This is a genomic window from Aestuariibius insulae (assembly GCF_040783535.2).
Lineage (GTDB): Bacteria > Pseudomonadota > Alphaproteobacteria > Rhodobacterales > Rhodobacteraceae > Aestuariibius > Aestuariibius insulae.
In genome coordinates, this window is record NZ_JBFONW020000004.1 from 311,155 (window position 1) to 336,961 (window position 25,807).

The 25,807-nt window shown below is 63.8% G+C and carries 26 protein-coding genes; 13 read left to right on the forward strand and 13 right to left on the reverse strand.

The features are described 5' to 3' along the window. The first annotated feature begins 92 nt into the window (after positions 1-92). The 4 genes from AAD018_RS13045 (at position 93) to AAD018_RS13060 (ending at position 3,160) form a co-directional block, all read left to right on the forward strand. Positions 93-287 carry a hypothetical protein gene (locus AAD018_RS13045; RefSeq protein ID WP_367314524.1) on the forward strand — a complete coding sequence of 65 codons (195 nt, stop codon included), beginning with the start codon at positions 93-95 and terminating at the stop codon, positions 285-287. A 2-nt stretch (positions 288-289) separates the two neighbouring features. Continuing rightward, positions 290-442, forward strand: a complete 153-nt coding sequence (locus AAD018_RS13050) for a DUF2256 domain-containing protein (protein ID WP_367314525.1) — start codon at positions 290-292, stop codon at positions 440-442. 66 nt (positions 443-508) lie between these two features. Beyond that, complete coding sequence (locus AAD018_RS13055) at positions 509-2,665, forward strand: malate synthase G (protein ID WP_367314526.1); 2,157 nt, start codon at positions 509-511, stop codon at positions 2,663-2,665. 66 nt (positions 2,666-2,731) lie between these two features. After that, positions 2,732-3,160 (forward strand): GlcG/HbpS family heme-binding protein, encoded by a 429-nt coding sequence (locus AAD018_RS13060; protein ID WP_367314527.1) that lies wholly within the window; start codon positions 2,732-2,734, stop codon positions 3,158-3,160. Positions 3,161-3,185: 25 nt separating this feature from the next. Here the strand turns inward: AAD018_RS13060 and AAD018_RS13065 are convergent, their stop codons facing one another. Further along, positions 3,186-3,416 carry a hypothetical protein gene (locus AAD018_RS13065; protein WP_367314528.1) on the reverse strand — a complete coding sequence of 77 codons (231 nt, stop codon included), beginning with the start codon at positions 3,414-3,416 and terminating at the stop codon, positions 3,186-3,188. A gap of 187 nt (positions 3,417-3,603) precedes the next feature. Between AAD018_RS13065 and AAD018_RS13070 the strand changes: the two genes are divergently transcribed. Together AAD018_RS13070 and AAD018_RS13075 are read left to right on the forward strand one after the other, a co-directional pair. After that, positions 3,604-4,380: a gamma-glutamyl-gamma-aminobutyrate hydrolase family protein gene (locus AAD018_RS13070; RefSeq protein WP_367314529.1), complete on the forward strand. Its 777-nt coding sequence runs from the start codon at positions 3,604-3,606 to the stop codon at positions 4,378-4,380. Between the two features lie 25 nt (positions 4,381-4,405). Continuing rightward, positions 4,406-5,083, forward strand: a complete 678-nt coding sequence (locus tag AAD018_RS13075) for a D-lyxose/D-mannose family sugar isomerase (RefSeq protein ID WP_367314530.1) — start codon at positions 4,406-4,408, stop codon at positions 5,081-5,083. Here the strand turns inward: AAD018_RS13075 and AAD018_RS13080 are convergent. The 3 genes from AAD018_RS13080 to AAD018_RS13090 are packed head-to-tail and all read right to left on the reverse strand — an operon-like array spanning position 5,065 to position 7,506. After that, positions 5,065-5,553 carry a GNAT family N-acetyltransferase gene (locus tag AAD018_RS13080; RefSeq protein WP_367314531.1) on the reverse strand — a complete coding sequence of 163 codons (489 nt, stop codon included), beginning with the start codon at positions 5,551-5,553 and terminating at the stop codon, positions 5,065-5,067. The genes AAD018_RS13075 and AAD018_RS13080 overlap by 19 nt on opposite strands. A gap of 1 nt (position 5,554) precedes the next feature. After that, positions 5,555-6,748: a kynureninase gene (kynU, locus tag AAD018_RS13085; protein WP_367314532.1), complete on the reverse strand. Its 1,194-nt coding sequence runs from the start codon at positions 6,746-6,748 to the stop codon at positions 5,555-5,557. After that, entirely contained in the window at positions 6,745-7,506 is a 762-nt protein-coding gene (locus AAD018_RS13090; protein ID WP_367314533.1) for an SDR family NAD(P)-dependent oxidoreductase, read from the reverse strand. Before AAD018_RS13090 ends, kynU begins: the two co-directional genes overlap by 4 nt. A gap of 192 nt (positions 7,507-7,698) precedes the next feature. On the opposite strand from AAD018_RS13090, the gene AAD018_RS13095 reads away from it, so the two are divergent. Together AAD018_RS13095 and AAD018_RS13100 are read left to right on the forward strand one after the other, a co-directional pair. Next, on the forward strand, positions 7,699-9,270 hold the full coding sequence (locus tag AAD018_RS13095) for a Re/Si-specific NAD(P)(+) transhydrogenase subunit alpha (RefSeq protein WP_367314534.1): 1,572 nt from the start codon (positions 7,699-7,701) through the stop codon (positions 9,268-9,270). Positions 9,271-9,283: 13 nt separating this feature from the next. Further along, the gene (locus AAD018_RS13100; RefSeq protein ID WP_367314535.1) at positions 9,284-10,795 is read left to right on the forward strand and encodes an NAD(P)(+) transhydrogenase (Re/Si-specific) subunit beta; all 1,512 of its coding nucleotides are present in this window, start codon (positions 9,284-9,286) and stop codon (positions 10,793-10,795) included. Here AAD018_RS13100 and AAD018_RS13105 read toward each other — a convergent pair. Continuing rightward, a complete protein-coding gene (locus tag AAD018_RS13105; protein ID WP_367314536.1) occupies positions 10,792-11,325 on the reverse strand; it encodes a pseudouridine synthase in 534 nt (177 codons plus the stop codon). The genes AAD018_RS13100 and AAD018_RS13105 overlap by 4 nt on opposite strands. A 74-nt stretch (positions 11,326-11,399) precedes the next feature. On the opposite strand from AAD018_RS13105, the gene AAD018_RS13110 reads away from it, so the two are divergent. Then, positions 11,400-12,695 (forward strand): DUF3422 family protein, encoded by a 1,296-nt coding sequence (locus AAD018_RS13110; protein WP_367314537.1) that lies wholly within the window; start codon positions 11,400-11,402, stop codon positions 12,693-12,695. Between the two features lie 61 nt (positions 12,696-12,756). Continuing rightward, entirely contained in the window at positions 12,757-13,659 is a 903-nt protein-coding gene (locus AAD018_RS13115; RefSeq protein ID WP_367314539.1) for an MBL fold metallo-hydrolase, read from the forward strand. Here AAD018_RS13115 and AAD018_RS13120 read toward each other — a convergent pair. The 6 genes from AAD018_RS13120 to AAD018_RS13145 all read right to left on the reverse strand — a co-directional run bounded on the left by AAD018_RS13120 (position 13,656) and on the right by AAD018_RS13145 (position 20,433). Then, positions 13,656-14,423 carry a lysophospholipid acyltransferase family protein gene (locus tag AAD018_RS13120; protein ID WP_367314540.1) on the reverse strand — a complete coding sequence of 256 codons (768 nt, stop codon included), beginning with the start codon at positions 14,421-14,423 and terminating at the stop codon, positions 13,656-13,658. The genes AAD018_RS13115 and AAD018_RS13120 overlap by 4 nt on opposite strands. A gap of 105 nt (positions 14,424-14,528) precedes the next feature. After that, positions 14,529-15,533 carry an ABC transporter permease gene (locus AAD018_RS13125; RefSeq protein WP_367314541.1) on the reverse strand — a complete coding sequence of 335 codons (1,005 nt, stop codon included), beginning with the start codon at positions 15,531-15,533 and terminating at the stop codon, positions 14,529-14,531. Continuing rightward, positions 15,526-16,563, reverse strand: coding sequence for an ABC transporter permease (locus AAD018_RS13130; protein ID WP_367314542.1), 1,038 nt, complete (start codon positions 16,561-16,563; stop codon positions 15,526-15,528). The genes AAD018_RS13125 and AAD018_RS13130 overlap by 8 nt, the downstream gene beginning before the upstream one ends. A 103-nt stretch (positions 16,564-16,666) precedes the next feature. Then, positions 16,667-18,382: a peptide ABC transporter substrate-binding protein gene (locus AAD018_RS13135; RefSeq protein ID WP_367314543.1), complete on the reverse strand. Its 1,716-nt coding sequence runs from the start codon at positions 18,380-18,382 to the stop codon at positions 16,667-16,669. A 10-nt stretch (positions 18,383-18,392) separates the two neighbouring features. Then, a complete protein-coding gene (locus AAD018_RS13140; RefSeq protein ID WP_367314544.1) occupies positions 18,393-19,430 on the reverse strand; it encodes an ABC transporter ATP-binding protein in 1,038 nt (345 codons plus the stop codon). Next, complete coding sequence (locus AAD018_RS13145; RefSeq protein ID WP_367314545.1) at positions 19,423-20,433, reverse strand: ABC transporter ATP-binding protein; 1,011 nt, start codon at positions 20,431-20,433, stop codon at positions 19,423-19,425. The genes AAD018_RS13140 and AAD018_RS13145 overlap by 8 nt, the downstream gene beginning before the upstream one ends. 221 nt (positions 20,434-20,654) lie before the next feature. Here AAD018_RS13145 and argE point away from each other — a divergent pair, with 221 nt between their 5' ends. The 3 genes from argE to AAD018_RS13160 all read left to right on the forward strand — a co-directional run bounded on the left by argE (position 20,655) and on the right by AAD018_RS13160 (position 24,003). After that, a complete protein-coding gene (gene argE, locus AAD018_RS13150; RefSeq protein WP_367314546.1) occupies positions 20,655-21,824 on the forward strand; it encodes an acetylornithine deacetylase in 1,170 nt (389 codons plus the stop codon). A gap of 84 nt (positions 21,825-21,908) precedes the next feature. Continuing rightward, complete coding sequence (locus AAD018_RS13155; protein ID WP_367314547.1) at positions 21,909-23,069, forward strand: M20 aminoacylase family protein; 1,161 nt, start codon at positions 21,909-21,911, stop codon at positions 23,067-23,069. Between the two features lie 136 nt (positions 23,070-23,205). Next, positions 23,206-24,003, forward strand: a complete 798-nt coding sequence (locus AAD018_RS13160; RefSeq protein WP_367314548.1) for a glycosyl transferase — start codon at positions 23,206-23,208, stop codon at positions 24,001-24,003. Positions 24,004-24,030: 27 nt separating this feature from the next. On the opposite strand, the gene AAD018_RS13165 is transcribed toward AAD018_RS13160, so the two are convergent. Both AAD018_RS13165 and moaA read right to left on the reverse strand, forming a co-directional pair. Beyond that, positions 24,031-24,630: a short chain dehydrogenase gene (locus AAD018_RS13165; RefSeq protein WP_367314549.1), complete on the reverse strand. Its 600-nt coding sequence runs from the start codon at positions 24,628-24,630 to the stop codon at positions 24,031-24,033. Positions 24,631-24,766: 136 nt separating this feature from the next. Further along, the gene (gene moaA / locus AAD018_RS13170; RefSeq protein WP_367314550.1) at positions 24,767-25,765 is read right to left on the reverse strand and encodes a GTP 3',8-cyclase MoaA; all 999 of its coding nucleotides are present in this window, start codon (positions 25,763-25,765) and stop codon (positions 24,767-24,769) included. Between the last annotated feature and the right edge of the window lie 42 nt (positions 25,766-25,807).

The window sequence follows — 25,807 nt, forward strand, 5'->3', positions numbered from 1 at the left end:
TCTCCTTGGGGGAACCGGGGCTACCGGTGCACGTTAGGTCTGTGACTGCCGGGCGACAACCCGGCCTTGCCCGCCTTTACAGGAGTAGCCCCATGTCCGCACCCGATACCGACCTCGAGAAGCAGGAAAAGAAGCACAAGGGCCCGTTGATCGGGATGGGGGCCGCCGCCGGGTTCGGCGTCGTTCTGCTGATCGTCTTCGTGGGATATCTGGTGATCTCGGGCGGCGCGCCGAGCGGGTCCGAGGATCAGGTCGATGGCCGCACCGGCGCGGTGGTGTCCCAGTAGGGATGCCGCGCAAGGCGGGAAAGGCCGTTCGGAAAGGCGATCTTCCGAGCAAGATCTGCGCCGTTTGCGAGCGCCCTTTCACCTGGCGCAAGAAATGGGCCGATGTCTGGGACGAGGTCCGCTATTGCTCTGACCGGTGCCGGAAGGCGCGCTAGCGGTTGCCTCCGGAGAGGTTGCCGCTACTGTCCGGCGCAGGACGGCAGATCTCTGGGAGGATGACGATGACGGACCGGGTCGCGCGCGGGCGCTTGAGTGTGGATGCCGTTCTGGCGCGGTTTGTGGATGAAGAGGCTCTTCCGGGGACCGGCATCGAGGCCGAGGCATTCTGGGAGGGGTTCGCGCAGCTGCTGTCGGATCTTGCGCCCCGGAACCGCGATTTGCTGGCCCGCCGCGAGGCGCTTCAGTCGAAGCTTGACGATTGGCATGTGGAGCATCGCGGGGCGGTTCATGACGGCGTCGGCTACCGCGCGTTCCTCGAGGAGATCGGGTATCTTGTGCCGGAGGGGCCGGACTTTCAGATCGAGACGGAGGGCGTCGATCCCGAGATAGCGAACCTTCCGGGACCGCAGCTTGTCGTGCCAATCACCAATGCGCGGTTCGCGCTGAACGCCGCGAATGCGCGGTGGGGCAACCTTTACGATGCGCTTTACGGCACGGATGCGCTGGGCGATCTGCCTTCGGGTGGGGGCTATGACACGGAGCGCGGAGCGCGGGTGATTGCCTGGGCGAAGGGTTTTCTGGATCAGGCCGTGCCGCTTGCAAGTGGGTCCTGGAGCGATGTGACGGAGCTGGGTGTCTCGGGTGGAGCGCTTTCCCTGCAGCAGGGCGGCGGATCGGCGGGACTGTCGGATCCGGGACAGTTCCTCGGGCATACGGAGTCCGGCGGGTTCGGGATGTTCCTTTTTCAGAACAACGGCTTGCGGATCGAAGTTCTGGTCAATCGCGACAATCACATCGGCAAGGATGATCCCGCCGGGATCGCTGCCGTCAATCTTGAGGCGGCGGTATCGACCATCATGGATTGCGAGGACAGCGTCGCGTGTGTCGATGGCGAGGACAAGGCGCAGGCCTATCGCAACTGGCTGGGCCTGATGAAGGGCGATCTGAGCGAGACCTTCGAGAAGGGCGGCAAGACGGTCACCCGGGAGCTTTACGGGGATGTCAGCTATGCGGCGCCGGATGGCTCGGCGGTTCCGGTGAAGTGCCGGTCGCTGATGCTGGTGCGCAATGTCGGGCATCTGATGACCAACCCGGCGATCCTGCTGGAGGATGGCTCGGACGTCCCGGAAGGGTTGATGGATGCGGTCTGCACGGTGCTGATCGCGATGCATGATCTGAAGAAGACAGACGGGCCGCGCAATTCCGAAACGGGCAGCGTCTATGTCGTCAAACCCAAGATGCACGGGCCCGAGGAGGTCGCTTTTGCCGTCGAGACCTTTGACCGGGTCGAGGACATGCTGGGGCTGCCGCGCAACACGGTCAAGATCGGGATCATGGACGAGGAGCGGCGGACATCGGCGAACCTCAAGGAATGCATCCGGGCGGCGAAATCGCGGGTGGCGTTTATCAATACCGGCTTCCTCGACCGGACCGGAGACGAGATCCACACCTCGATGGAAGCCGGACCCATGGTCGAGAAAGGCGCGATGAAAGAGACCGCGTGGATCAAGTCCTACGAGGATCGCAATGTCGATATCGGGCTTGCTTGCGGGCTGAAGGGGCGCGCACAGATCGGCAAGGGGATGTGGGCGATGCCGGACCGGATGGCCGATATGCTGGAGGCGAAGATCGGGCATCCCGAGGCCGGGGCGACCTGTGCCTGGGTGCCGTCGCCGACGGCAGCGACGCTGCACGCGACGCATTACCACACGCTTGACGTGCTGGCGCGGCAGGACGAGCTGGCCAAGGGCGGGCCGCGCGGAACGCTGGAGGATCTGCTGACGATCCCGGTCGCCGAAGGGCGGAACTGGTCCGACGAAGAGATTGCGCGCGAGATCGAGAACAACGCGCAGGGGATCCTCGGCTATGTCGTGCGCTGGATCGATCAGGGGGTCGGCTGCTCGAAGGTGCCTGATATCCACGATGTGGGCCTGATGGAGGATCGGGCGACCTGCCGGATCTCCTCGCAGGCGCTGGCGAATTGGCTGCATCACGGCGTGGTCTCGGGCGATCAGGTGATGGCCGCGATGCGCAAGATGGCGAAGGTCGTGGACCGGCAGAACGAGGGCGACCCGGCCTACAGACCCATGGCGCCGGGCTATGACGGGCTGGCGTTTCAGGCGGCCTGCGATCTGGTCTTCAAGGGCCGCGAGCAACCCTCGGGCTATACGGAGCCGGTGTTGCATCAGCGCCGGCTGGAGCTGAAGGCGGCGGGGTAAATCGATTGGCCTTCGGCGGGAATACCGCTGAAGAAAAGCCGGTCACGGCGCAGGAGGAGAAGACCTATGGCAGAGATTACGATTGAGCAGGCCCGCGTGATGGTGCGGGAGACGCTGGCGAAGGGGCGGCAGATGGGGCTGAAACCGCTTTCGGTCGTGGTTCTGGATGCGGGCGGGCATGTGAAGGCGTTCGAGCGCGAGGACGGGGCGTCTCCGGGGCGGTTCGGGATTGCGCAAGGCAAGGCCTATGGCGCCGTGATGCTGCATATGCCGGGCAGCGCGCAGATGGCGCGGGCCGAACAGCAGGCCTATTTCATGGCCGCTGCGAACGGGGTCTTTGGCGGGCAGGTCGTGCCGGTTCCGGGCGGTGTGCTGATCCGCGACGATGCGGGAGTGGTGATCGGGGCGCTGGGCGTGACGGGCGATACATCCGACAATGACGCGGAGGCGGCGCTGGCCGGGATTGAGGCGGCAGGGCTTAAGGGAGAGGCGTAGCGCCCCTCCCTGTCGTCTTGCAGGCCTAGAGGAACTCGAGGCTGTCCGCGATGCTGGTCTCGAGCCTGTCCTGTTCGACCCACCGCTGAAAGGCGCCGGGGTTGCTGGACAACTCTCCGTTCGGCAAGACGATGCCGTAGTCGGGGCCCTCGAGAGGGGGCTGAACCGGCATGATGTCGTCTGGATCGATGCCGTCCGGCGAGGCCCACCACGGTCCAGGATTGATGACGAATTCATCGTTGAGTTCTAAAATCATGATGTACTCCACTACTTTTTAACGAAAACAGGATCTAACAAATGATCCTGATGTCTGTGCTATCGGTTCATGTCATGAACCGGCAGTCCGGGATTCCGGACTTGCAGGGGCACTGTGCGAAAATAACGGATTTTCGCGGCTCGGAAGGTGCTTATGTTGAGCTTTGAAGAGGCAACGGAGGTTTGGCATGACCCGCCCGGTCATTGGCATCATCGGTAATTCGTATCTCGTCAATGACGAGTATCCGGCCCATGCGGGCGGGACGATCAACACATGTGCGGTGGCCAATGTTGCCGATTGCCTGCCTCTGATCGTGCCGTCGGATCCGTCGATGGCGCGGGCCGAGGAGTTGATGGAGGTCTGCGACGGGTTCCTCTTCACCGGGGGGCGTCCGAATGTGCATCCCGAGGAATACGGCGAGGACGAGACGCCCGCGCATGGCGCCTTTGATCGGAGCCGCGATGCGCTAACACTGCCGCTGATCCGGGCCTTGGTCGAGCGGGGGCAGCCTTTCATGGGGATCTGCCGGGGCTTTCAGGAGGTGAATGTCGCGATGGGCGGCACGCTGCATCCGGAGATCCGCGATCTGCCGGGGCGGGACAATCACCGGATGCCGCCCGATGGGACGCTGGAGGAGAAGTTCGCGCTGCGCCATATGGTGACGCTTTGCGAGGGGAGCGCGTTTCATCGGCTCTTTGGCGCGCGGGAGGTGATGACCAATTCGCTGCATGGGCAGGGGATCAAGACGCCGGGGCAGCGGATCGTGATCGATGGAACGGCGCCCGATGGGACGGCAGAGGCGTTGCATGTCGAGGGCGCGACGGGCTTTACCCTGTCGGTGCAGTGGCATCCGGAGTGGAACGCGGCGGCCGATCCTGTCTCTCGGCCATTGTTCGAGGCGTTTGGAGAAGCCGCGCGGGTCTGGGCGGCCGGGCGAGACGGACGGGTGCGGCTGTCGGCGTGACCTGTCATTTTTGGGAAGCTGAGACATGAAGCGTAGCCGGATCAATGAGATCATGGCCGAGGCCGAGGAGATGATTGCGCGGCACGGCTTTGTGCTGCCGCCTTTTGCGCGCTGGTCCGAGGCAGAGTTCCGGCGGCCCGAGGCGGCGGCGATCGTGGAGCGGCGGTGCGGTTGGGACATTACCGATTACGGGGAGGGCCGGTTCGATGAGATGGGGCTGTTCCTCTTCACCCTGCGCAATGGGAGGTTGGAGGATCTGAGGGCCGGGCAGGGCATGTGCTATGCCGAGAAGCTTCTGATTTCGCGCAAAGATCAGCTGTCGCCGATGCATACGCATGTGATCAAGGCCGAGGATATCATCAATCGCGGCGGCGCGACCTTGGCGGTGGAGCTTTATGGCTCGGACGCCGAAGGAGCTTTTGACGAGAGCGCGGGCGGGCGGGTCTTCTGCGACGGGATCGCGCGGGATTTTGCGCCCGGCGAGGTTCTGAAGCTGGCGCCGGGAGAGAGCGTGACGCTGATGCCGGGGGATTGGCATGCCTTCTGGGGCGAGGGGGGCGATGTGCTGATCGGGGAGGTGTCGACGGTGAATGATGACGAGACCGACAATGTCTTTCGCGAGCCCATTGGGCGGTTTGCCGAGGTCGAGGAAGACGCGCCGCCGCGGCATCTTCTGGTGAGCGATTACGCGTCCCGGCTGTAGGGCCGCGCCATGTGGAAGGTTTGCAGGGTCTGTCCATTGCGCTCTTCGCTGGCGTCGCCTGTGACCTGCCATCCGCGCCGCTCGAGGAACGGGCGCGCATAAAGCGAGGCGCGGACGGTCAGCGTTTCGGGCTTTGGGTCAGGGAGGGCATCGAGGAGGCCATCGTAGATCTGCCCGGCGAGACCCGTGCGGCGCTTGTCGGGGGCCACGAAGAGGAAGTCGATATAGCCGTCCCGCCGGATCGTGCCGAAGCCCGCGAGCACGTCAAGTTCGGGCAGGACCTCGTAGGCCATGAGCGTGATGTGATCGGCGACGCGGTCGCGCCATTCCGGCTCTGGTGTGGGGGAGGCGGACCAGGCGCGGCGTTCCTCCTGCGAGTAAAACTCGGCGGCGCCGATGCGGACGGCATCGTGGAGAAGGCGGCGGGCCGATGCCGTCTCGGAGACGTGGAACGGGCGGATCTCGATCATGTCAGGTGACGGCCTTGCGGATCTTGTAGTCGTCCTGTTGGTATAGACCGGATTTCATAATGGATTCAAGCCGCTCTGCGGCTATCTTGATGTCCTCTTCGTCGATAAAGAGGGGCGTGATGCCAAAGCGCAGGATGTCGGGTTCGCGGAAGTCTCCGATCACCTTATCTGCGATGAGGGCCTGCATGATGGCGTAGCCGTCGCGATGCCGGAAGGAGATGTGGCTGCCACGCTCCGTCGCGCTGCGGGGGCTGGCGAGGGTCAGATCGGGGCAGCGGGTTTCGACTTCGGTAATGAAGAGATCGCATAGCGCGGCGGAGCGGGTCTGGAGGGCACCGAGGTCGATGTCGTCCCAAATGTCGAGCGCGGCGTCGAGGGCGGCCATTTGCAGGACGGGAGGCGTGCCGACGCGGAAGCGCTCGATACCGGGGCCGGGGCGGTAGTCCGGCTCGAACGCGAATGGGGCGGCGTGGCCGAGCCATCCGGCGAGGATCGGTTCGACCTTGTCCAGATGCCGCCTCGCGACCGAGATGAAGGCAGGCGCGCCGGGGCCTGCGTTGAGATATTTGTAGGTGCAGCCGATGCAGATATCGGCGCCGGTGCCGGTCATGTCGACGGGGATTGCGCCCGCGGAATGGGCCAGATCCCAGATTGCGAGGGCGCCATGGGCGTGGGCCTTGCGGGTCAGAGCGGCCATGTCGTGGCGGCGGCTGGTGCGGTAGTCGACCTCGGTCAGCAAAAGCGCGGCGGTCGCGTCGGTGATGTGGCCGGCGATCTCCTCGGGCGGGACGATCTTGAGGCTATGACCCTTGCCCATCGCGTCGATCAGGCTTTGCGCCATGTAGAGATCGGTCGGGAAATTGCCGGTGCAGCTGAGGATCTCGCGCCGGTCGGGGCGCAGTTGCAGCGCGGCGGAGAGGGCCTGGAAGACCTTGATCGAGAGCGTGTCGCCGATGGTCGTCGTGCCGGGCTCGGCTCCGATCAGGCGGCCCATGCGGTCACCGAGGCGGGTCGGCTGCTCCATCCATCCGGCGGCGGTCCAGCCACCGATGAGCTGGGCGCCCCATTCGTCCTGCAGGGTTTGCGCGACGCGCGCGGCTGCGGTTTTGGGCAGGGGGCCGAGAGAGTTGCCGTCGAGGTAGATCATGCCTTCGGGGATGTCGAAGAGCGTTTTGGTTCGAGTGAAGTCGGTCACGCGACCTGGCCTCCGGCGATTTGGATGGTCTGGCCGTTGACCGACCGAGCGGCCTCGGAGCAGAGCCAGAGCGTTGCCGCCGAGATCTCGTCGGCTTGAAGAAGGACGCGGTGGCGGTTGCCTTTGGCCATGTACTGCGTCGCCTCGTCTTCGGAGATGTTCTGTCGCTTGGCGATGGCCGTGGCTTGACTGGTGACGATATCGGTTTCGACATAGCCCGGGCAGACGGCGTTGAAGGTGATCTGGCTGCCCATGTATTCTTCGGAGAGGCCCCTGATCAGGCCGATCATGCCGTGTTTGGAGACGGTGTAGGGGATCGCGCCTTTGAGGCCGCGCACCCCGGCGATCGAGCTGATGGCGATCATCCGGCCCCAGCTGTCCCGGTCGAGCGTGGCCATGGCGGCCTGCAGGGTGAGGAAGGCGCCGTCGAGGTTCGTGGTCAGAACGCGGCGCCAATCCTCGAGCGCAACGCCCGCGAAAGGGCCGCCTTCTGCGATGCCCGCATTGGCGATGCAGATCGCAACGGGCCCGTGATCGGAGGCGGCCTGCGCGATGCCGTCCCGGACGCTGCCTTCGTCGGAGACGTCCATGGTGAGGGGATGGATGCGCTCGTGCCGCTCTGCGATCTTTTTGAGGAGGCTGGTGCGGCGGCCCGTGATCGTGACCGTGGCGCCTGCCGCCGCGAGGTCCTTGGCGATTTCGTATCCGATGCCGCTGCCGCCGCCGGTGACGAGGGCGTGGCGTCCTTGATGTTCCATGAAACCTCCCTTTGGACCTGACGCCAGAGTGGCGGTGCGGCGGCGGGGAGGCAAGGGCGACCGGGTCGGTGACGGCGCGGCATGCAATCGTATTCCATTTGCAAAGCGGGGTGGCCGTCTTGTGAAAGAAAATTACCTTGGCTAAGCAAGGCGAGGTCCGGTTCGGACGCCAAGACGGAAGGAGGCCCCCCTTTGAAGATCGGCACACCCAAGGAAATCGCAGACGGTGAAGCGCGGGTCGCGATGACGCCTGCAAGCGCCACGGAATTGCAGAAGCTGGGGCATGACTGCCTGATCGAGGCGGGCGCGGGACGCGCGGCTGGCTTTGAGGATGCGGCCTATGAGGCGGCCGGTGTGACGGTCCTGAAAAGCGCGGCGAAGGTCTGGAGCGAGGCGGATGTGATCGCCAAGGTCCGCCCGCCGACCGAGACCGAGGCCAAGCGGCTGAAAGAGGGCAAGACGCTGGTGTCGTTCTTTTATCCGGGATCGAACGAGGCGCAGATGAAGACCGTTTCCAAGACCGGCGCGACGGTCGTGGCGATGGATATGGTGCCGCGCATCAGCCGAGCGCAGAAGATGGATGCGCTAAGCTCGATGGCCAATATCGCGGGCTATCGCGCGGTGATCGAGGCGGGCACCAATTTCGGGCGGTTCTTCACCGGGCAGGTGACGGCGGCGGGCAAGGTGCCGCCGGCCAAGGTGCTGGTCGTGGGCGCAGGCGTGGCAGGATTGGCCGCGATCGGGACGGCGACGTCGCTGGGGGCGATTGTCTACGCGTTCGATGTGCGGCCCGAAGTGTCCGAACAGATCGAGTCGATGGGGGCGGAGTTCGTCTTCCTCGATTTCGAGGATAGCCAGGATTCAAGCGCCTCGGGCGGCTATGCCGCGCCGTCCTCGCCCGAGTTTCAGGAAAAGCAGCTTGCCAAGTTTCGCGAGATGGCACCCGATATCGATATCGTCATTACGACGGCCCTGATCCCGAACCGGGATGCGCCGGTTCTGTGGACCAAGGACATGGTCGAGGCGATGAAGCCGGGATCGGTGATCATCGATCTGGCCGCCGAGCGGGGCGGAAATTGCGAGCTGACGGTCAAGGACGAGAAGATTGTCTCGGATAACGGCGTGACGATCGTCGGCTACACGGATCTCCCGAGCCGGATGGCCGCGCAATCCTCGACGCTGTATGCCACGAATATCCGCCATCTGATGACCGATCTGACGCCTGAAAAGGACGGCGTCATCGATCACGACATGGAAGACGACGTGATCCGGGGCGCGACCGTGACCCATGGCGGAGAGGTGACTTATCCCCCGCCGAAGCCGAAGGTGGCGGCGATTGCGGCGGCTCCGAAGAAGGAAAAGCCCAAGGAGCTGACGGCCGAGGAGAAGCGCGCGCAGGAGACGCTGGCCTTCCAGCAGCAGACGAAGTTTCAGGTGGGCCTTCTGGCTGTGGGCGGTGTGCTGCTTTTGCTGGCGGGGCTATATACGCCGGCGAGCTTTATGCAGCATTTCATCGTCTTCACACTGGCCTGTTTCGTCGGCTTTCAGGTGATCTGGGGCGTGGCGCACAGCCTGCACACGCCGCTGATGGCGGTGACCAACGCCATCTCGTCGATCATCATTCTGGGGGCGCTTTTGCAGATCGGATCGGGGTCGGTCCTCGTGATGCTGCTGGCGGGCCTCGCGGTCTTTATGGCCGGGATCAATATATTCGGCGGTTTTCTCGTGACACGGCGCATGCTCGCCATGTTCCAGAAATCGTAAGGGGACGCGCATCATGGAACTTGGATTCACCAATGCGGCCTATGTGGTCGCGGGCGTTCTCTTCATCCTGTCGCTGGGCGGGCTGTCCAGCCAGGAAAGCGCCAAGCGCGCGATCTGGTACGGGATCGTGGGGATGGCCATCGCCGTTCTGGCGACGCTGATCGGGCCGGGATCGGGGCTGTGGGTGGCCTCGCTCGTGCTGATCGCTCTGGGCGGAGCGATTGGCTATCAGCTGGCGACGCGCGTGCAGATGACGCAGATGCCGGAGTTGGTGGCGGCGATGCATTCGCTGGTCGGTCTGGCGGCTGTCTTCGTGGGGCTGAACGCTCATATCGAGATCGGCCGCGTCGCGGCAGCCTTTGCAGAGGCCGGGCAGATCTTCCCCCGGCCCTATGACGTCGCCGTCACGCCCGAGGCGCTGGCCGTGGCCGAGCAGTTCCGCGGATTTGGCGCGGTGGTCGCCAAGAAGATCCCAGTGGAGATCACGATCCTACAGATCGAGCTTGCCCTGGGCGTCTGGATCGGCGCGATCACGTTTACCGGGTCGATCGTGGCCTATGGCAAACTGTCGGGCAGCTCGAGCCTTCTGCCGTTCGAGATCGACACTTCGGCCAAGCAGCTTCCGGGCGGGCATGCGCTGAATGCGGGGGCGGCTGCGCTGTCGTTGATTTGCCTCTTCTGGTTTCTCGGCTCGGGCGGGACGTTCCCGCTTGTCATTCTGACGCTCGCCGCGCTGTTCATCGGGTATCACCTGATCATGGGGATCGGCGGGGCGGATATGCCGGTCGTCGTTTCGATGCTGAACAGCTATTCGGGCTGGGCGGCCGCGGCGATCGGGTTCTCCCTGGGCAATGATCTTCTGATTACGGTAGGCGCCTTGGTGGGCTCGTCCGGTGCGATCCTGAGCTACATCATGTGCAAGGCGATGAACCGCTCTTTCGTGTCGGTGATCCTGGGCGGCTTTGGCGGCGCGTCTGGGGAGCAGATGGCCGTCGAGGGCGAGCAGGTCGCCATCGAGGCGGACGGTGTGGCCTCGGCTCTGAACGAGGCGGACAGCGTCGTGATCGTGCCGGGCTACGGCATGGCGGTGGCACAGGCGCAGCAGGCGGTCAGCGAGCTGACGCGCAAGCTGCGTGCGGCGGGCAAAGAGGTGCGGTTTGCCATCCACCCGGTCGCCGGGCGTTTGCCGGGGCATATGAACGTGCTTCTGGCCGAGGCGAAGGTGCCCTACGACATCGTGCTGGAAATGGACGAGATCAACGACGACTTCCCGTCGACGGATGTGGTGATCGTCATCGGCTCGAACGACATCGTGAACCCGGCGGCGCAGGACGATCCGAACTCTCCAATCGCCGGGATGCCGGTTCTGGAAGTGTGGAAGGCCAAGCAGGTCTTCGTCTCCAAACGAGGGCAGGGCACTGGCTATTCGGGGATCGAGAACCCGCTTTTCTTCAAGGATAACACGCGGATGTTCTATGGCGACGCGAAGGCCTCGGTCGATAAGCTGCTGCCGCTGATTGACTAGGTGTCGCGCAACTCTCCGGGGGGCAGGCCATCGAGCGTCCAGTTGCCGATGCTCCAACGGATCAGCCGCAGCGTCGGATGGCCGATTTGGGCGGTCATGCGGCGGACCTGTCGGTTGCGGCCTTCGGTGAGGGTGAGCCTGATCCAGCTGTCGGGGATGGATTGGCGCACGCGTATCGGCGGATCGCGGGGCCAAAGATCGGGCGGCTCGATCCGGCTGGCTTTAGCCGGTCTCGTTGGACCGTCTTTGAGCATGACGCCCTTGGCCAGCGCGGTGATCGCGTCGTCCGAGGGGAGGCCCTCGACCTGGACGAGATAGGTTTTGGGCGCCTTGAACTTCGGCGAGGAGATGCGCGCCTGAAGGCGGCCGTCATCGGTGAGGACAAGCAGCCCCTCGCTGTCGCGGTCGAGGCGGCCTGCGGGATAGACGCCCGGCACGTCGATATAGTCAGCGAGCGTTGCCCGGTTGCCGCCATCGGTGAACTGCGACAACACGTTCATCGGTTTGTTGAAAAGGATCGTGCGGGCCATGGGGGAAGCTGTGCTAGAACGGCGGGTGAAGTAAAGCGGCTGTTCACGCCCCTCAGTCAGACTAGGTAACGCCCATGCCGAGAGACGCCCATACCAGTCCGGTCGCGGATCACGATCTTCGCTACAAGTTGGCGAACGAGTTGCATGCCCGCCCCTTTCCGACGCTGGATGCGCCCTGTCATGCGGCCTATCTGGCGATCAAGCGGCCCGAGGATGCGGCCTCGCGGGACAAGGGCGAGGATCGGGCGCATCTGATCGCGCTGCTGGACCGGCATGGCGCGCCGCATCCCTCGCCGGGGGCAACCCACTGGTTCGGGCAGTTGGGGCGGCATCAGCTTAAGTGGGAAGCGCATACGGAATTCGTGACCTATACGCTGTTCGGGGACGGTCTGGCGGAGCGTCCTTTCGACGGGACGACATTCGCGGCGTTTCCCGATGACTGGCTTGCGGCCTCTCCGGGGGTTCGCATGACCTCGGCCCTGGTACGGGTCGAGACCTGGCCGGGGGAGGAGGCGATCGCGGAGCGGATGGCCGAATGGTTCGTCCCCGAGAGCCTTGCCGCAAGCCGGGTTCTGGACGACAGCGCGACGATTGCGGGCGATTTCCGCATCGACGAGAAGGGGCATATGCGCTTTGCCGTCTTTGTGCAGGACGAATGCGGATCACGCCGGATCGGGCGGATCGTGCAGCGGCTTTGCGAGATCGAGACCTACAAGACGATGTCGATGCTCGGCTTTGCGCGGGTGCGCGATATGGGTTCGGATCTGACGCGCGTGGACGAGGCGCTGACCGATCTGGTCGGAGAGATGACCGGCGATGTGGCCAAGCCGGATGCGACGCTGAAATCGCTGCTGGCCGTCTCGTCCGAGCTTGAGGCGATGGGTGCGCGCAGCTCGTACCGGTTCGGGGCGACGGCGGCCTATGAGGCCATCGTGAACCAGCGGATCGAGGTGTTGCGCGAGGAGCGTTTCGGCGGGCGGCAGACCTTTGCAGAGTTCATGATGCGCCGCTACGATCCGGCGATGCGGACGGTGAAGGCCGCGCAGGGGCGGCTGGCGGCGATGTCGGAGCGGGCCTCTCGCGCGTCGTCGCTGCTGCGAACGCGGGTCGATGTGGAGCGGTCGGCGCAGAACCAGTCGCTGCTCGAGAGCATGGACAAGCGGGCGGATCTGCAGTTGCGACTGCAAAAGACGGTCGAGGGGCTGTCGGTCGTGGCGATCAGCTATTACGCGGTCAATCTGGCGCTATATGTGCTTGAGCCGCTGGCGCAGGGCGTGGGTCTGGGCAAGCTTGCTTTGACCGCCATCGTCACGCCGATTGTCATTCTGGGCGTCTGGTGGATGGTGCGGCGGATCCGCAAGCGCATCTGAGCGCTCTTGCGCGGGCTGATGGATTTGCGGCACCCTGACCGTGATTGAAGGGAGAACAGCCATGACCCTTGAGGCCAAGATTGCGTCCCGGATCGATCTGAGCGCGGTGCCGGAGGTGGTGCCGTTCTTCGATGCGGCGACCAACACGATCAGCTATGTCGTGGTCGATACCGCAACGCGGCACTGCGCGGTGATCGATAGCGTGATGGACATCGATTATGCGGCCGGGCGGATCACCAGCGATCATGCGGACCGGATCATCGCCCATATCGCGGCGCAGGATCTGACGCTGGACTGGATTATCGAAACGCATGTCCATGCCGATCACCTGTCGGCGGCGCCTTATCTGCAGGATCGGATCGGCGGGAAGATCGGGATCGGGGCGCAAATCCTCGAGGTGCAGGATGTCTTTGGCAAGATCTTCAACGAGGGAACCGAATTTCAGCGGGACGGATCGCAATTCGACCACCTGTTCGAGGAGGGCGACAGCTACCGGATCGGTGATCTGGAGGCTTTCGCTATGGCGACGCCGGGGCATACGCCTGCTTGCATGACGCATGTGATCGGGAACGCGGCTTTTGTGGGCGATACGCTTTTCATGCCCGATAGCGGCTCGGCGCGGGCGGATTTTCCGGGCGGGGATGCGGGGCAGCTTTACGACAGTATCCAGCGCGTCCTAAGCCTGCCGGAGGAGATGCGGCTTTTCATGTGCCACGATTACGGTGCGGGCGGCGGGCGCGAGATCGCGTGGGAGACGACGGTCGCCGAGGAGCGGGCGTCGAACATCCATGTCGGCAAGGGGCAGAGCCGGGACGAGTTCATCGAGATCCGCGAGGCGCGGGATGCGACGCTGCCGGTGCCCAAGCTGATCCTGCCATCCTTGCAGGTGAACATGCGGGCCGGGCATGTGCCGCGCGACGAGAAGGGCCGCCCGGTGTTGAAGGTTCCGGTGAACGGGCTTTAGGCGGGCTGCGGCAGAGGCGGCAGTTCGACGCCGTCCGGCAGGGTTCCGGCGGCGCGCTGCTCTTCAAGAAGCGCTCTGGATCGGCCTTCGATGGCGTCCTGAAGGCGGGTCATGAACGTCTCTTTATCGAGGCCGGGCGGGATCGGTTCGAGAAATTCGAGCGTGGCGGGGCCCGGGACGGTGAACGTGTCGTGCTGCGGCCAGCGCACACCAAGGTCGGTCGCGGCGGGCACGACGGGGCAGCCATAGGCCTCGTACATGTGATAGACGCCTTTGCGAAAGCGCTCGGTCTCGCCGACGGGGACGAGACGTCCTTCGGGGTAGATCAGAAGATGGCGGCCTTCGGTGCGGGCGGTGTCGAGGCCGTTGCCGGTGACGCTGTCGCGGGCGGCATCTCCGCCGCAGGAATCGATGACGATGGCGTCGATCTTGCGCAGGATGGGACCGACGAGCGGGTAGTTCAGAATGCGGTTGTTCGTCACGAAGCCCAGATCCGGGATCTGCGAGAAGGAGGCGAAGCCGTCGCCCCAGCTTTGATGCTTCGGGGCCAGGATGAAGGGGCCATCCGGCAGGTTCTCGTGGCCCTTGAAGGTCAGATCGATGCCGCCGAGATGGCGCATCACCCCGACCATCGTCCGGGCATAAAGGCGCAGCCATTTCATCAGAGGTTTGCGGCTTGGCAAGATCAGGAGCGGCGCCGCGAGCAGCGTGAAGAGGATCGACGTGATCCAGTACCCGATGGGAAAGAGATAAGGTGCAAACATGGTCGTCCTCCGTCGTCTTGCCCGATATTTGTGAACATTGTTCAAAATAGCAACAAGCATTAGAAATGACGTAGCGTCACGAGCGGATAGGACCAGCCGTTTGGGTCAGAGGCCGCGGATGCGGGGATCGAGGGCATCCCGCAGGCCGTCTCCGATATAGTTGACCGACAGCACGACGACGGAGATGAGCGCTCCCGGCCAGACGACGCGTTCGGGGTATTGCTGCATGTATTGCACCCCGTCGTTCAGCAGGCGGCCCCAGGTTGGGAAGTCCGGCGGAAAGCCGAGGCCGAGGAACGAGAGCGCGGATTCGGTGATGATGGCGGTGGCGATGCCGAGGGTGGCCGAGACCATGATCGGGCTCATGACGTTTGGCAGGACGTGCCGCAGGATCATCCGGGCGGGTCGGGTCCCAATGGAGCGGGCGGCGAGGACGAATTCACGCTCTTTCAAGGCGAGGACGTCGCCGCGCACGATGCGGGCGGTGGGCATCCAGGAGGTGATGCCGATGCCGCAGACGATGAGGATGAAGATGCCGCCTTCGGGGCCAAATGCGCTGGAGAGACGCTCGCGGAAGAGCAGGACCATGACCAGCAGAAGCGGCAGGAGCGGCAGGGCGAGGAAGAGATCTGTGAGCCGCATGAGCGGGCCGTCGATGCGGCGGAAATAGCCCGAGAGGATGCCGATCAGTGTGCCGAGCAGCAACGCGATCGCCATGGCGGTCAGGCCGACGGCCATGGAGATGCGGCCTCCGAACAGGAGCCGGGCGAGCGTGTCGCGGCCAATATTGTCCGTGCCGAGCGGGTGGACCCATGTGACATTGACGGCGGCGGTATCGGGGGAGGTGAAGCAGCTCGCGATCTCTCCCCACGGGAGAGAGAAGCAGGCGAGGATATGGCGCACATTGCGCGAGCGGAAGTCCTGATAGCCGGGATCGACGGTCCAGATATAGGGCCCGAAGAGGACGGTCGCGACGATGGTCAGGAAGACGCCCGACCCGATGAGTGCCCCTTTATGGGTGCGGAACTGCGCCCAGACATCGGCCCATTGGCCACGCTCCTTGGCCGCCTTGATGGGCGCGGGGTCGGCTGTCGCTGTTTGATCAGTCATAGCGGATCCTGGGGTCAAGGACGCCATAGAGCACGTCGGCGATCAGGTTGAAGAGCACGATGAGGAAGGCGAAGATGAAGGCCACGGTCAGAACCATCGGCAGATCGTTCGCCTGAAGCGCGGTGATGAAGAGCTGGCCGATGCCGTTCACCTTGAAGATCTGTTCGGTGATGATGGCCCCGCCGAAGATCGAGGGCACGCCCAGCGCAATCACTGTCACGACGGGAATCATGGAGTTCCTGAGGACGTGGATCAGAACGACGGTGCGCTCGCGCATGCCCTTGGCCCGGGCGGTGCGGACGTAGTCCTGTCCCAGATTGTCGAGCATCGAGGCGCGCATGAAGCGGCTGATCTGGGCGGTGGTCTGCAAGGCGAGGACCATGACCGGCATGACCATCTGGCTGATCTGGACTTTGAACGTCTCCCAATCGACGACGCGGTGGGTGGTGTCGTAGATCGACGGGAACCAGCCGAGCTGGACCGAGAAGATGACGATCACGACCACCCCTGAGAAGAAGGGCGGGATGGAAAAACCGATCATCGACACGAAGGTGCCGACCTGGTCGAAGACGGAATATTGCCGGTAGGCCGAGATGATCCCGATGGGCAGCGCGATCAGGACACCGATGACATAGGCCATGCCGACGACCCAGAGGGTCTGGGGCAGGCGCTGTACGATGATGTCCATGACCGGAGAGCGGGTCTGCCAGGAGATCACGCGCTGCTCCCCGCCGTAGAGCGCGGTGTCGGGAAGCCAACCGAGAAGCCAGCTGTCGCGGGTCATCCAGTCGATAAAGACCTTGGGTTCGACCCAGAACATCTGGACCAGCCATTTGTAAAAACGGACGGGGACGGGCTCACCAAGGCCGAGGGCCTCGCGCATCCTTTGCTTCACCTCGGGGGGCACGGTCAGGGGGACCTGCGCCATCGGATCGCCCGGCGCCAGTTCGAGCAGGAGGAAGATCACGAGGCTGATGAAGAGCAGCGTCGGAACCGCCGTCAGGAGCCTGCGGATGGTGAAGGTCAGCATGGGCCTGATCCGTTAGGGAAGGGAGTGGGCCGTTGGAGGCGGGGCCTCTGTCGGGAGCGGAACGGGTAAGGCGGCGCCGGGTGGGCGCCGCCCCGTCGTCTGATCATCCGTCCTGGCGGTACCAGTCCTTGATGTTCCAGATTTCCGCATCCCAGTCGTTCATCTCAATTCCGCCGAGGGAATTGGCATGGGCCGAGGGATTGCCGCGGTGGACCAGCGGAACGATCGAATAGCTCTGCATGAGCATGTCGTTCATCTGCTTGGCCAGCTCTGCCCGCTCTTCCAGACCGGCGGTCTCGGACATTTGGGTGACCAGGGCGTCGTACTCTTCGGAGCAGAAGCGCTGGATGTTGGAGCCCTGCCATTGCGTTTCGGGCGAGGGGATTTCAGAGCAGCGCCAGTTGGCCATGTAGGCTTCAGGATCCACACCGGCGAAGTTATTGGTGTACATCTCGATATCTGCGAAGAACTTCTGGAACGTGTCCGGGCTGCCCGGATCGCCGCCGAAGAAGACCGATGCGTCGATATTGCGAAGCTCGACCTCGACGCCAAGCTCTTCCCAGAGCTGTTTGATGATCGCCTGGGTGTCCTGACGAACCGCGTTGGTCGAGGTCTGGTAGAGGACCGACAAGCGCTCGCCGTCCTTTTCACGGACGCCGTCGCCATCGCTGTCGACCCAGCCCGCCTCTTCGAGCAGCGCCTTGGCGCCTTCCATGTCCTGCGTCTTGCAGGCGTCATTGGCGGTCGAGGCATAGGCCTCCGGCGCGGGCAGGACGTTGCAGGTGACCTGACCGGCCGCGCCGTAGCCGACATCGACGATCAGCTGGCGGTCGATGGCCATCGAAAGGGCCTGTCCGACGCGCGGATCCGTGAGGAAGGGATGGGGGTGATCCATCGTCGCACGGCCTTCGCCGAGGCTGGCATCGGGGTCGGTCTGGTTCAGGTGCAGACGCTCGACTGAAGTCGCGAAGGCGGTGACGATCTGACCATTGCCGGCGGCGGCGAGCTGATCGAGGACCTCGGGCGCAAGCTGCAGGTTCCAGGCGTAGTCGAATTCGCCGGTTTCGAGCACCGAACGGGCTGCCGCGAGGGCGTCGCCGCCGCCTTTGAAGTTCACGCTGGCGAAGGCGGGCTTGCCCTCTTCGCGGAAGTTCGGATTGGCCTCGAAGGTGACGACGTCATTGGGCCGGAAGTCGGTGACCATGAAGGGGCCGGTGCCGATGGGGCCGAAATTGGCGTCGGTGCATTCGGGCGCGCGGGCGCCAAGGCACTCCTGGAACTGGGCCTTCTGGATGATCGGGCTCTCGGAGCCGACGAAGGCGGTATAGGGGAACGGTTTGGGCGAGGAGAACTCGACGCGGATCGTGCGGTCATCGACCGCCACAACGTCGGAGACGCCGTCGAAATAGCTCGACTGAGCGCAGCCGCCTTCGGGGTGGGTGCAGTATTCCCAGGTGAAGATCACGTCTTCGGAGGTGAGAGGCGTGCCGTCGGACCATTGGACGCCTTCTTTGAGGGTCCAGGTGATCGAGGTCAGATCCTCGGCCACGCCGCCATTTTCGACGGTCGGAATATCCTCTGCGAGCCAGGCCACCATCTCGCCCTGCGGGTTGAAGCGCACGAGCGGTTCGATGATGAGCGAGGCGCTTTCGACCTCCTTGGTGCCGCCCGACAGGAACGGGTTCAGGGTCGAGGGCGCTTGCCAGTAGATGATGTTGAGCTGACCGTCACGTCCTCGCTCGCCTTCATGGGCTTCGGCCCATGCGCCGGTGGCGGCGATCGAGGCCGCGGCGCCGAACAGGGCTGTTCTGAGTTTCATGTCTCTCTCCTTATTGGACTTCCAGTTGCTCTTGTTGTGCCTCGGGTGCTTCCGCGTGATCGGAAGTCTCGTTGTAAAGATGGCAGGCGGCGAACTGGCCGGGGGCAAGCTCGCGCATTGCAGGTTCTGTCTTGTGGCAGATGTCAATGACCTGCGGGCAGCGGGTGCAGAAGTTGCAGCCTTGCGGCGGGTTCGCGGGCGAGGGCACGTCGCCCTGAAGGATCGTTCGCGCGGTTCGGAAGGCGGGATCGGGTTCGGGGACCGCGCTGAGCAAGGCCTGCGTGTAGGGGTGTTTGGGCGCCTCGTAGAGCGCCTCTCGCGGAGCGATTTCCACGATCTTGCCGAGATACATCACAGCAACGCGGGTCGCGATATGGCGGACCATGGACAGATCGTGGCTGATGAAGAGATAGGTCAGGCCGAACTGGCGTTGCAGATCCTCGAGCAGGTTGACGACCTGGGCCTGGATCGAGACGTCGAGGGCCGCGATGGGTTCGTCGCAGACGATGAATTTGGGGTTAAGCGCGAGGGCCCGGGCGATGCCGATCCGCTGGCGCTGGCCGCCCGAGAAGGCATGCGGATAACGGCCCGCGAAGGCGCGGTTGAGCCCGACCGCATCCATCAGCTCGCGCACCTTTTCGCGTTTCTCTGCGGTGGTCATGCTCGTGTGTTCGTCAAGGGGTTCGGCGATGATCGCCTCGACCGTCATGCGGGGGTTGAGGCTGGCTTGCGGGTCCTGAAAGACCATCTGCATCACGGGGCGCTTTGCGCGCAGGTCTTTGTGGTTCAGGCTGGCGATGTCGGTGCCGTCGATGCGGATCTCGCCTTCGGTCGGATCGTAAAGGCGCAGGATGGCGCGGCCGCAGGTGGATTTGCCGCAACCGGACTCGCCGACAAGGCCGAGCGTCTCGCCTTCGGCGATGTCGAATGAGACGCCGTCGACGGCCTTCACCTCTCCGACGCGGCGGCGGATGAGGCCCGCATGGATCGGGAAATGCATTTTGAGGTTCTGGACCGAAACCAGCGGCGGGGGGGAGCCGTCAGGCATGGGCAGGCTCCTCGGTCAGCAGAAAACAGGCGGCATCGTGGTCAGGGGCGACGGGGAAGCGGGGCGGATTCTCCTGCTTGCAGCGCCCGAACGCGACCGGGCAGCGGGCGGCGAAGGAGCAGGCGGCGGGCGCGGCCGAGAGGATCGGCGGCTGACCTTCGATCACTGTCAGCTTGTCGGCACGGGCACCGCGGATATGCGGGATCGTGGTCAGAAGCGCCTGGGTGTAGGGATGCTTTGGTGCGGTGAAAAGCTCGTGCACCGGGGCCTGTTCGACAACCTGCCCGCCATACATCACCAGAACGCGGTCGGCGATGCCCGCGATGACGCCCAGATCGTGGGTGATCCAGATCACGGCCATCTTCAGCCGCTCGCGCAGCTCGGCCATCAGATCGAGGATCTGGGCCTGGATCGTGACATCGAGCGCGGTCGTCGGCTCGTCCGCGATCAGGATCTGGGGATCGCAGGCCAGCGCGATGGCGATCATGACGCGCTGGCGCATGCCGCCGGAGAACTGGTGCGGGTAGTCCGAAAGCCGCCTGCGGGCATCGGGGATGCCCACGAGTTCGAGCAGTTCAAAGGCGCGGTCCTGCGCGGCCTTGTTGGACAGGCCCATATGTTTGCGAAGCGGCTCTCGCAGCTGGTAGCCGACGGTGAAGACCGGGTTGAGCGAGGTCATCGGATCCTGAAAGACGAAGCCGATGCGGGCGCCGCGGATATGCCGCAGGTCCCGGTCGGGGGTCTTGAGCAGGTCCTGGCCGCCGAACATCACCGTGCCCGCCCGGATCTCGGCCGGGGGCTGCGGCAGAAGGCCGAGCAGCGACATCATCGTCACCGACTTGCCCGATCCGCTTTCGCCGACGACGCCTAAAAGTTCTCCGGGCCGGAGATCGAAGCTGACATCGTTGACGGCATGAACCTCGCCGCCGCGGGTGCGGAAGACGGTTTTCAAGCCGGATACATCAAGAATGACATCGCTGCGCGAAGCGGCGCCATCGGCCATCGAAACCCTCCCGTGCGGTTTCTTGTCTTTTATTGTTGGCACACGTCCCGTTACCGAAGTGTGAATAGGTCAAAACGTTAGCAGTTACTCTGCATGCCGCAAGCCTCTTTCGGGTCTCAAAGGGCCATCAGAGGGATTAACTGCGCGGCAATTGGGCAGTGGTCTTGACCTATGCCCTGTCCGGGCGCAGCCTGAGAGCGGCCTGATCCGGAGGAACCAAGATGGCATCTGACATGACCGCGCGCGATCTTCTCGAAGCGCTTGTCGCGTTCCCCTCGGTCAGTCGCGACGGGAATCTGCCGCTGGTGGATTTCGTGGAGGAGTATCTGGCCGGGCATGGCGTCGCCGCGCACCGAGTTTATGACGAGACCGGAAAGAAGGCGTCGATCTACGCCAATATCGGCCCCGAGGTGGAGGGCGGCGTCGTTCTGTCGGGTCATACGGACGTGGTGCCCATCGACGGGCAAGACTGGTTGAGCGGTCCCTTCGCGGTCACCGAACGGGACGGCCGGCTTTACGGGCGCGGGACCTGCGATATGAAGGGGTTCGACGCTTTGGCGCTTGCGGCTGTGCCCAAGGCGCTGGCGGCGGGGATCCAGCGTCCGCTGCAGATCGCGTTCTCCTATGACGAGGAGGTCGGGCTTTTGGGTGCGCCGGGTCTGGCTGCTGCGATGCGCCGGGATCTTCCGCAGGCGCGGGCGGTCATCGTGGGCGAGCCGTCGCGGATGAAGGTGGTCACCGGCCACAAGAGCTGTGACGGCCTCGAGGTTCACGTACGCGGGCACGAGGTGCATTCCAGCCTCATGCATACCGGCGTGTCGGCTGTTATGACGGCGGCGCGGCTCGTCGAATGGATCAGGCAGCAGACCGAAGCGAATATGCGTAAGGCCCCGAGCGAGATCGAGGCGATGTTCGATCCGCCTTTCACGACCTTGCATGTGGGCACGATTGCGGGCGGTACGGCGCAGAATATCACGGCGCGCGATTGCCGGTTCGGCGTCGATGTGCGCTGCGTTCCGACCGAGACCGCCGCCGAGTGGCTGGAGCGGCTGCGCGAGGAAGCCGCCCGGATCGAGGCGGAGATCCGGCAGGTCTCTGAGGATGCTGCGATCCATGTCGAATTGTCGGTGCCTGGCCCCGGTCTGAAACCCGAAACGGACGGCGCCGCCGAGACATTGCTGCGGCGGCTGACGGGAGATAACGGCGTCCATACGGTTAGTTACGGCACCGATGGCGGGCATTTTCAGGATGCGGGATATTCTGTCGCGATCTGCGGGCCGGGCGATATCGCGCAGGCGCATCAGCCCGACGAATATATCGAGATCAGCCAGTTTCAGGCAGGAGAAGCCATGCTGGATCGCTTGATCGAGGATCTGGCCGCTCCAGCTTAGGCTTTGGTTGAGAATTTGCGGCTAGCTCTTGTTGCCGCACCGGTCCTGGGTCAGGATCCGGGCGAACATTTCCGGAGGACACCCATGCCGATCAAGAACCGCTTTGCCGATCTCCACGGAGATATCACCGAATGGCGGCGGGATATCCACGCGCATCCTGAGATCCTGTTCGAGACGGAGCGGACATCGGCGCTGGTCGCGGAAAAGCTGCGGGAGTTCGGATGCGACGAGGTGGTCGAGGGGATTGGCCGGACGGGCGTTGTCGGTGTTATCAAGGGCAAGACCGATGGCGGTCGCACGATCGGGCTGCGGGCGGATATGGATGCGCTTCCGATCCACGAGGCGACGGGGGTCGAGTATGCGTCCAAGACACCCGGCGCGATGCATGCCTGCGGCCATGACGGGCATACGGCAATGCTGCTGGGGGCCGCGCAGTATCTCGCGGAGACGCGGAATTTCGACGGTACGGTCGTCCTGATCTTCCAGCCCGCCGAAGAGGGCGGCGGCGGCGGCCGGGAGATGTGTGAGGACGGCATGATGGATCGCTGGTCCATCGACGAGGTTTACGGGATGCATAACTGGCCCGGGAGGCCTGTCGGGTCTTTCGCGATCCGGCCAGGCGCGTTCTTTGCGGCGACCGATCTGTTCGAGATCGAGGTGGAAGGAAAGGGCGGCCATGCGGCCAAGCCGCAGGAGGTGGTCGATACAACCGTCGCGGCGGCCTCGATCGTGACGGCGCTTCAGACGATTGCCAGCCGCAACGCCGATCCGACCGAGCAGATCGTCGTTTCGGTCACGTCCTTCCAGACATCGAGCACCGCCTTCAACGTCATCCCGCAGACGGTTCATATCAAGGGAACGGTTCGGACGATGTCGCCTGAGATGCGCGACCTAGCGCAGGATCGGCTGACCGCGATCGCAACCGGTCAGGCCGAGGTCTTCGGGGCGGTGGCGCGGGTCGATTACCAGCGGAATTATCCGGTGATGGTCAATCACGAGACCGAAACGGATTTCGCGGCGGAAGCGGCGCGCCGGGTTTCGGGGCAATGCGATCCGGCACCTTTGGTGATGGGGGGCGAGGACTTTGCCTTCATGCTCGAGGAACGTCCGGGGGCTTATATCCTTGTCGGCAATGGAGATACGGCGGCGGTTCATCATCCGGAATACAACTTCAATGACGACGCCATCCCGGCGGGCTGCTCCTGGTGGGCGGAGCTGGTGGAGATGCGGCTCCCGGCAGCTTGACAAATGCGCCGGTTGCGCGGGCAGGTGCCTCCGGCGGAGGTATTTTTGGCAAGATGAGGACGATTTTTGTTAAGGGCAGCGTTAACCTTAATGTCGTCTTAGCTGTTTTTTGCGGTGGCGCGACAGGAGCGATGTCGTGACGTCGGCACTCGTGGCCTGCATCAAATGGGGCTCGCTTTACGGACCCGAATATGTGAACCGGCTTTATTCCGGGGCTCGGCGGCATTTTGACCGTCCGATCCGCTTTTTTTGCATGACCGAGGATGCGGCGGGGTTTCATCCTCAGATCGAGGTGATCGATCTTCCGCAGGAGCCTTTTCGTGCCGAGATGGATGCCGCTCTGGCAGTTGCCGACCGTAAGGGGGCGATGCGGAAGGTTTCGCTTTTTCGGCCGGGGGTTCTTCCTGTGGAGGGGCCGGTGCTGGGCTTTGATCTGGATGTCGTGATCACGGGTCCACTGGCGCCGATCCATGATGGGGCGCCGGGCAAGGTACGGATGCGCCATGACTGGGTGGAGGCGCGCCGGGGGCGACCGACCGGGCATGGATCGGTGTTCCGCTTCGATCCGGCAGAGCACGGATTTCTCTATGACAGCGTGGCTGCGGATCCTGTGGGTGCGGTCGAAAAAGCGCGGGGATCCGAGCAGCGGCATACATCGCACGAGGCGATGGAGCGGGATGTATTCGATTATATCCCGGAGGCGCAGGTCGTGAGCTTCAAGCACGATTGCATGGATCTGCCGCCTTTGAATTATACGCGGGTTCCGCGCTTTCCGGAAGGCGCCAGCGTTGTCTGTTTTCACGGAAATCCGAAGATGGACGAGGCGGTGGCGGGCTATCGCGGATCGCTCCTGCGCTGGTGCCGGGCCACGCCATGGCTGAAGGAGCATTGGATCGACCGGGCGCGGGCCGATCTGGGAGAGGATTGGGCCTAGCGCCCAGAGGGGTGACGGGACGGGCGCCTATTGGACGATGACCACCTGGCCCGTTTGGGCCCCCTCGACACATTTCGCGTAGGCGAGCCCGACATCGCCCGATGATACAGGCTTATGGCCGGCAAACCATGCGCCATAGCGGGGCGCCGAGACGTCCAGCATCCCCGGGCTGACCACGTTGATCCATTGCCCGCGGGGCATCTCGATCGCGGCGCTTTTGACGAAGCCTGCCAATGCGCCGTTCGCGGTGGCCGCGTTCGAGCCCATCCGGATCGGATCGCGGTCCAGCACGCCGCTTGTGAGCGTGAAGGATCCCCTATCGGCGATGAGATTCAGACCGGCGAGGACAAGGTTCACCTGTCCCATGACCTTCTGCTGAAGGCCGATCATGAAGGCATCCTGATCCATGTCGGCTAGCGGGGCGAAGGTCGCGTCGCCTGCGCAGGAGACTACGGCATCGAACCGGCCGATTGTGCGGTAGAGATCCTTTACGGCGTCGATATCGGCGATATCAATCTGATGATCGCCGCTGGAGCGTCCGGCGGTGACAATCTCGTGTCGCGCGCCGAGTTCCTTGCAGGCGGCCTGTCCGATATCTCCGGCCGCGCCGATCACGATTATCTTCATTCGGGATCGCCTTTATATCGTTGATCTTTGGGGTTCTCTCGCCTCTTGATGACATCTGCGGTGCCTGCGAGGGCAGGTCTGACCGAGCTGACCCGGACAGCAGGAGGAGGCGGAGTCAAGCGTCCAGCGGAGCGTTTTAGCCGCCGGTATGGCTCATGTGACGGGTCATCTTGCCGCCTTCGGTCTGGCGCGAATAGTCGAAGTCGTGCCCTTTGGGCTTAAGCGCGATGGCGGCGCGGATCGCGTCTTCGAGATGGGCGTCCTCTTCGGACGCGCGCAGCGGCTTGCGCAGGTCCGATTTCCCCTCCTGGCCGAGGCAGGTGTAGATCTCGCCGGTGCAGGTGACGCGGACACGGTTGCAGCTTTCGCAGAAATTGTGGGTCAGCGGCGTGATGAGACCGACCTTCTGGCCTGTCTCTTCGAGCCGCATGTAGCGCGCTGGGCCGCCGGTGCGTTCGGCCAGAGGCGTGACGGTATAGCGTTCCTCGATCCGGCTGCGCAGATCGGAGAGGGGCCAATATTGATCGAGGCGGTCCTCTTCGAGATCGCCCATCGGCATCACCTCGATGAAGGTCAGATCGATGTCGCGGGAGGCGCACCATTCGGTGAGTGTGAAAAGCTCGTCTTCGTTGAAGCCCTTGAGCGCGACGGTGTTGATTTTGATGCGCAGACCGGCCTTCTGGGCGGCGTCGATGCCGCGCATGACCTGCGGCAAACGGCCCCAGCGGGTGATGTGGGCGAATTTCTCTTCGTCGAGCGTATCGAGGGAGATATTGATCCGGCGCACGCCCGCATCGGCGAGATCGCCCGCGAATCGCTCGAGCTGGCTTCCATTGGTGGTCAGGGTTAGCTCGTTCAGCGCGCCGCTCTCCAGATGGCGGGACATTGCGCGAAAGAATGTCATTATCTCGCGCCGGACAAGCGGCTCGCCGCCGGTGATCCTGAGCTTTTTCACGCCCAAACCGATGAAGGTCGAACAGAGGCGGTCGAGTTCCTCGAGCGTCAGAAGTTCTTTCTTCGGAAGAAAGGTCATCTGCTCGGACATGCAGTACAGGCAGCGGAAATCGCACCGATCCGTCACCGACAGGCGCAGATAGTCGATCGTGCGGTGAAAGGGATCGATGAGGGTGTTCATGTAAAGGACCGTATGCAGGGAAGTTAAACTCTTCAAGTGCGC

Bases quoted from the DNA above. Each gene is read 5' to 3' on its own strand.
- AAD018_RS13155 (WP_367314547.1), top strand. From the start codon at position 21,909: ATGCCGATCAAGAACCGCTTTGCCGATCTCCACGGAGATATCACCGAA.
- AAD018_RS13145 (WP_367314545.1), bottom strand. From the start codon at position 20,433: ATGGCCGATGGCGCCGCTTCGCGCAGCGATGTCATTCTTGATGTATCC.
- AAD018_RS13060 (WP_367314527.1), top strand. From the start codon at position 2,732: ATGGCAGAGATTACGATTGAGCAGGCCCGCGTGATGGTGCGGGAGACG.
- AAD018_RS13075 (WP_367314530.1), top strand. From the start codon at position 4,406: ATGAAGCGTAGCCGGATCAATGAGATCATGGCCGAGGCCGAGGAGATG.
- AAD018_RS13110 (WP_367314537.1), top strand. From the start codon at position 11,400: ATGCCGAGAGACGCCCATACCAGTCCGGTCGCGGATCACGATCTTCGC.
- AAD018_RS13045 (WP_367314524.1), top strand. From the start codon at position 93: ATGTCCGCACCCGATACCGACCTCGAGAAGCAGGAAAAGAAGCACAAG.
- AAD018_RS13105 (WP_367314536.1), bottom strand. From the start codon at position 11,325: ATGGCCCGCACGATCCTTTTCAACAAACCGATGAACGTGTTGTCGCAG.
- AAD018_RS13140 (WP_367314544.1), bottom strand. From the start codon at position 19,430: ATGCCTGACGGCTCCCCCCCGCCGCTGGTTTCGGTCCAGAACCTCAAA.
- argE (WP_367314546.1), top strand. From the start codon at position 20,655: ATGGCATCTGACATGACCGCGCGCGATCTTCTCGAAGCGCTTGTCGCG.
- AAD018_RS13090 (WP_367314533.1), bottom strand. From the start codon at position 7,506: ATGGAACATCAAGGACGCCACGCCCTCGTCACCGGCGGCGGCAGCGGC.
- AAD018_RS13130 (WP_367314542.1), bottom strand. From the start codon at position 16,563: ATGCTGACCTTCACCATCCGCAGGCTCCTGACGGCGGTTCCGACGCTG.
- AAD018_RS13070 (WP_367314529.1), top strand. From the start codon at position 3,604: ATGACCCGCCCGGTCATTGGCATCATCGGTAATTCGTATCTCGTCAAT.
- AAD018_RS13080 (WP_367314531.1), bottom strand. From the start codon at position 5,553: ATGATCGAGATCCGCCCGTTCCACGTCTCCGAGACGGCATCGGCCCGC.
- AAD018_RS13120 (WP_367314540.1), bottom strand. From the start codon at position 14,423: ATGTTTGCACCTTATCTCTTTCCCATCGGGTACTGGATCACGTCGATC.
- AAD018_RS13050 (WP_367314525.1), top strand. From the start codon at position 290: ATGCCGCGCAAGGCGGGAAAGGCCGTTCGGAAAGGCGATCTTCCGAGC.
- AAD018_RS13100 (WP_367314535.1), top strand. From the start codon at position 9,284: ATGGAACTTGGATTCACCAATGCGGCCTATGTGGTCGCGGGCGTTCTC.
- moaA (WP_367314550.1), bottom strand. From the start codon at position 25,765: ATGAACACCCTCATCGATCCCTTTCACCGCACGATCGACTATCTGCGC.
- AAD018_RS13125 (WP_367314541.1), bottom strand. From the start codon at position 15,533: ATGACTGATCAAACAGCGACAGCCGACCCCGCGCCCATCAAGGCGGCC.
- AAD018_RS13165 (WP_367314549.1), bottom strand. From the start codon at position 24,630: ATGAAGATAATCGTGATCGGCGCGGCCGGAGATATCGGACAGGCCGCC.
- AAD018_RS13065 (WP_367314528.1), bottom strand. From the start codon at position 3,416: ATGATTTTAGAACTCAACGATGAATTCGTCATCAATCCTGGACCGTGG.
- AAD018_RS13115 (WP_367314539.1), top strand. From the start codon at position 12,757: ATGACCCTTGAGGCCAAGATTGCGTCCCGGATCGATCTGAGCGCGGTG.
- AAD018_RS13055 (WP_367314526.1), top strand. From the start codon at position 509: ATGACGGACCGGGTCGCGCGCGGGCGCTTGAGTGTGGATGCCGTTCTG.
- AAD018_RS13135 (WP_367314543.1), bottom strand. From the start codon at position 18,382: ATGAAACTCAGAACAGCCCTGTTCGGCGCCGCGGCCTCGATCGCCGCC.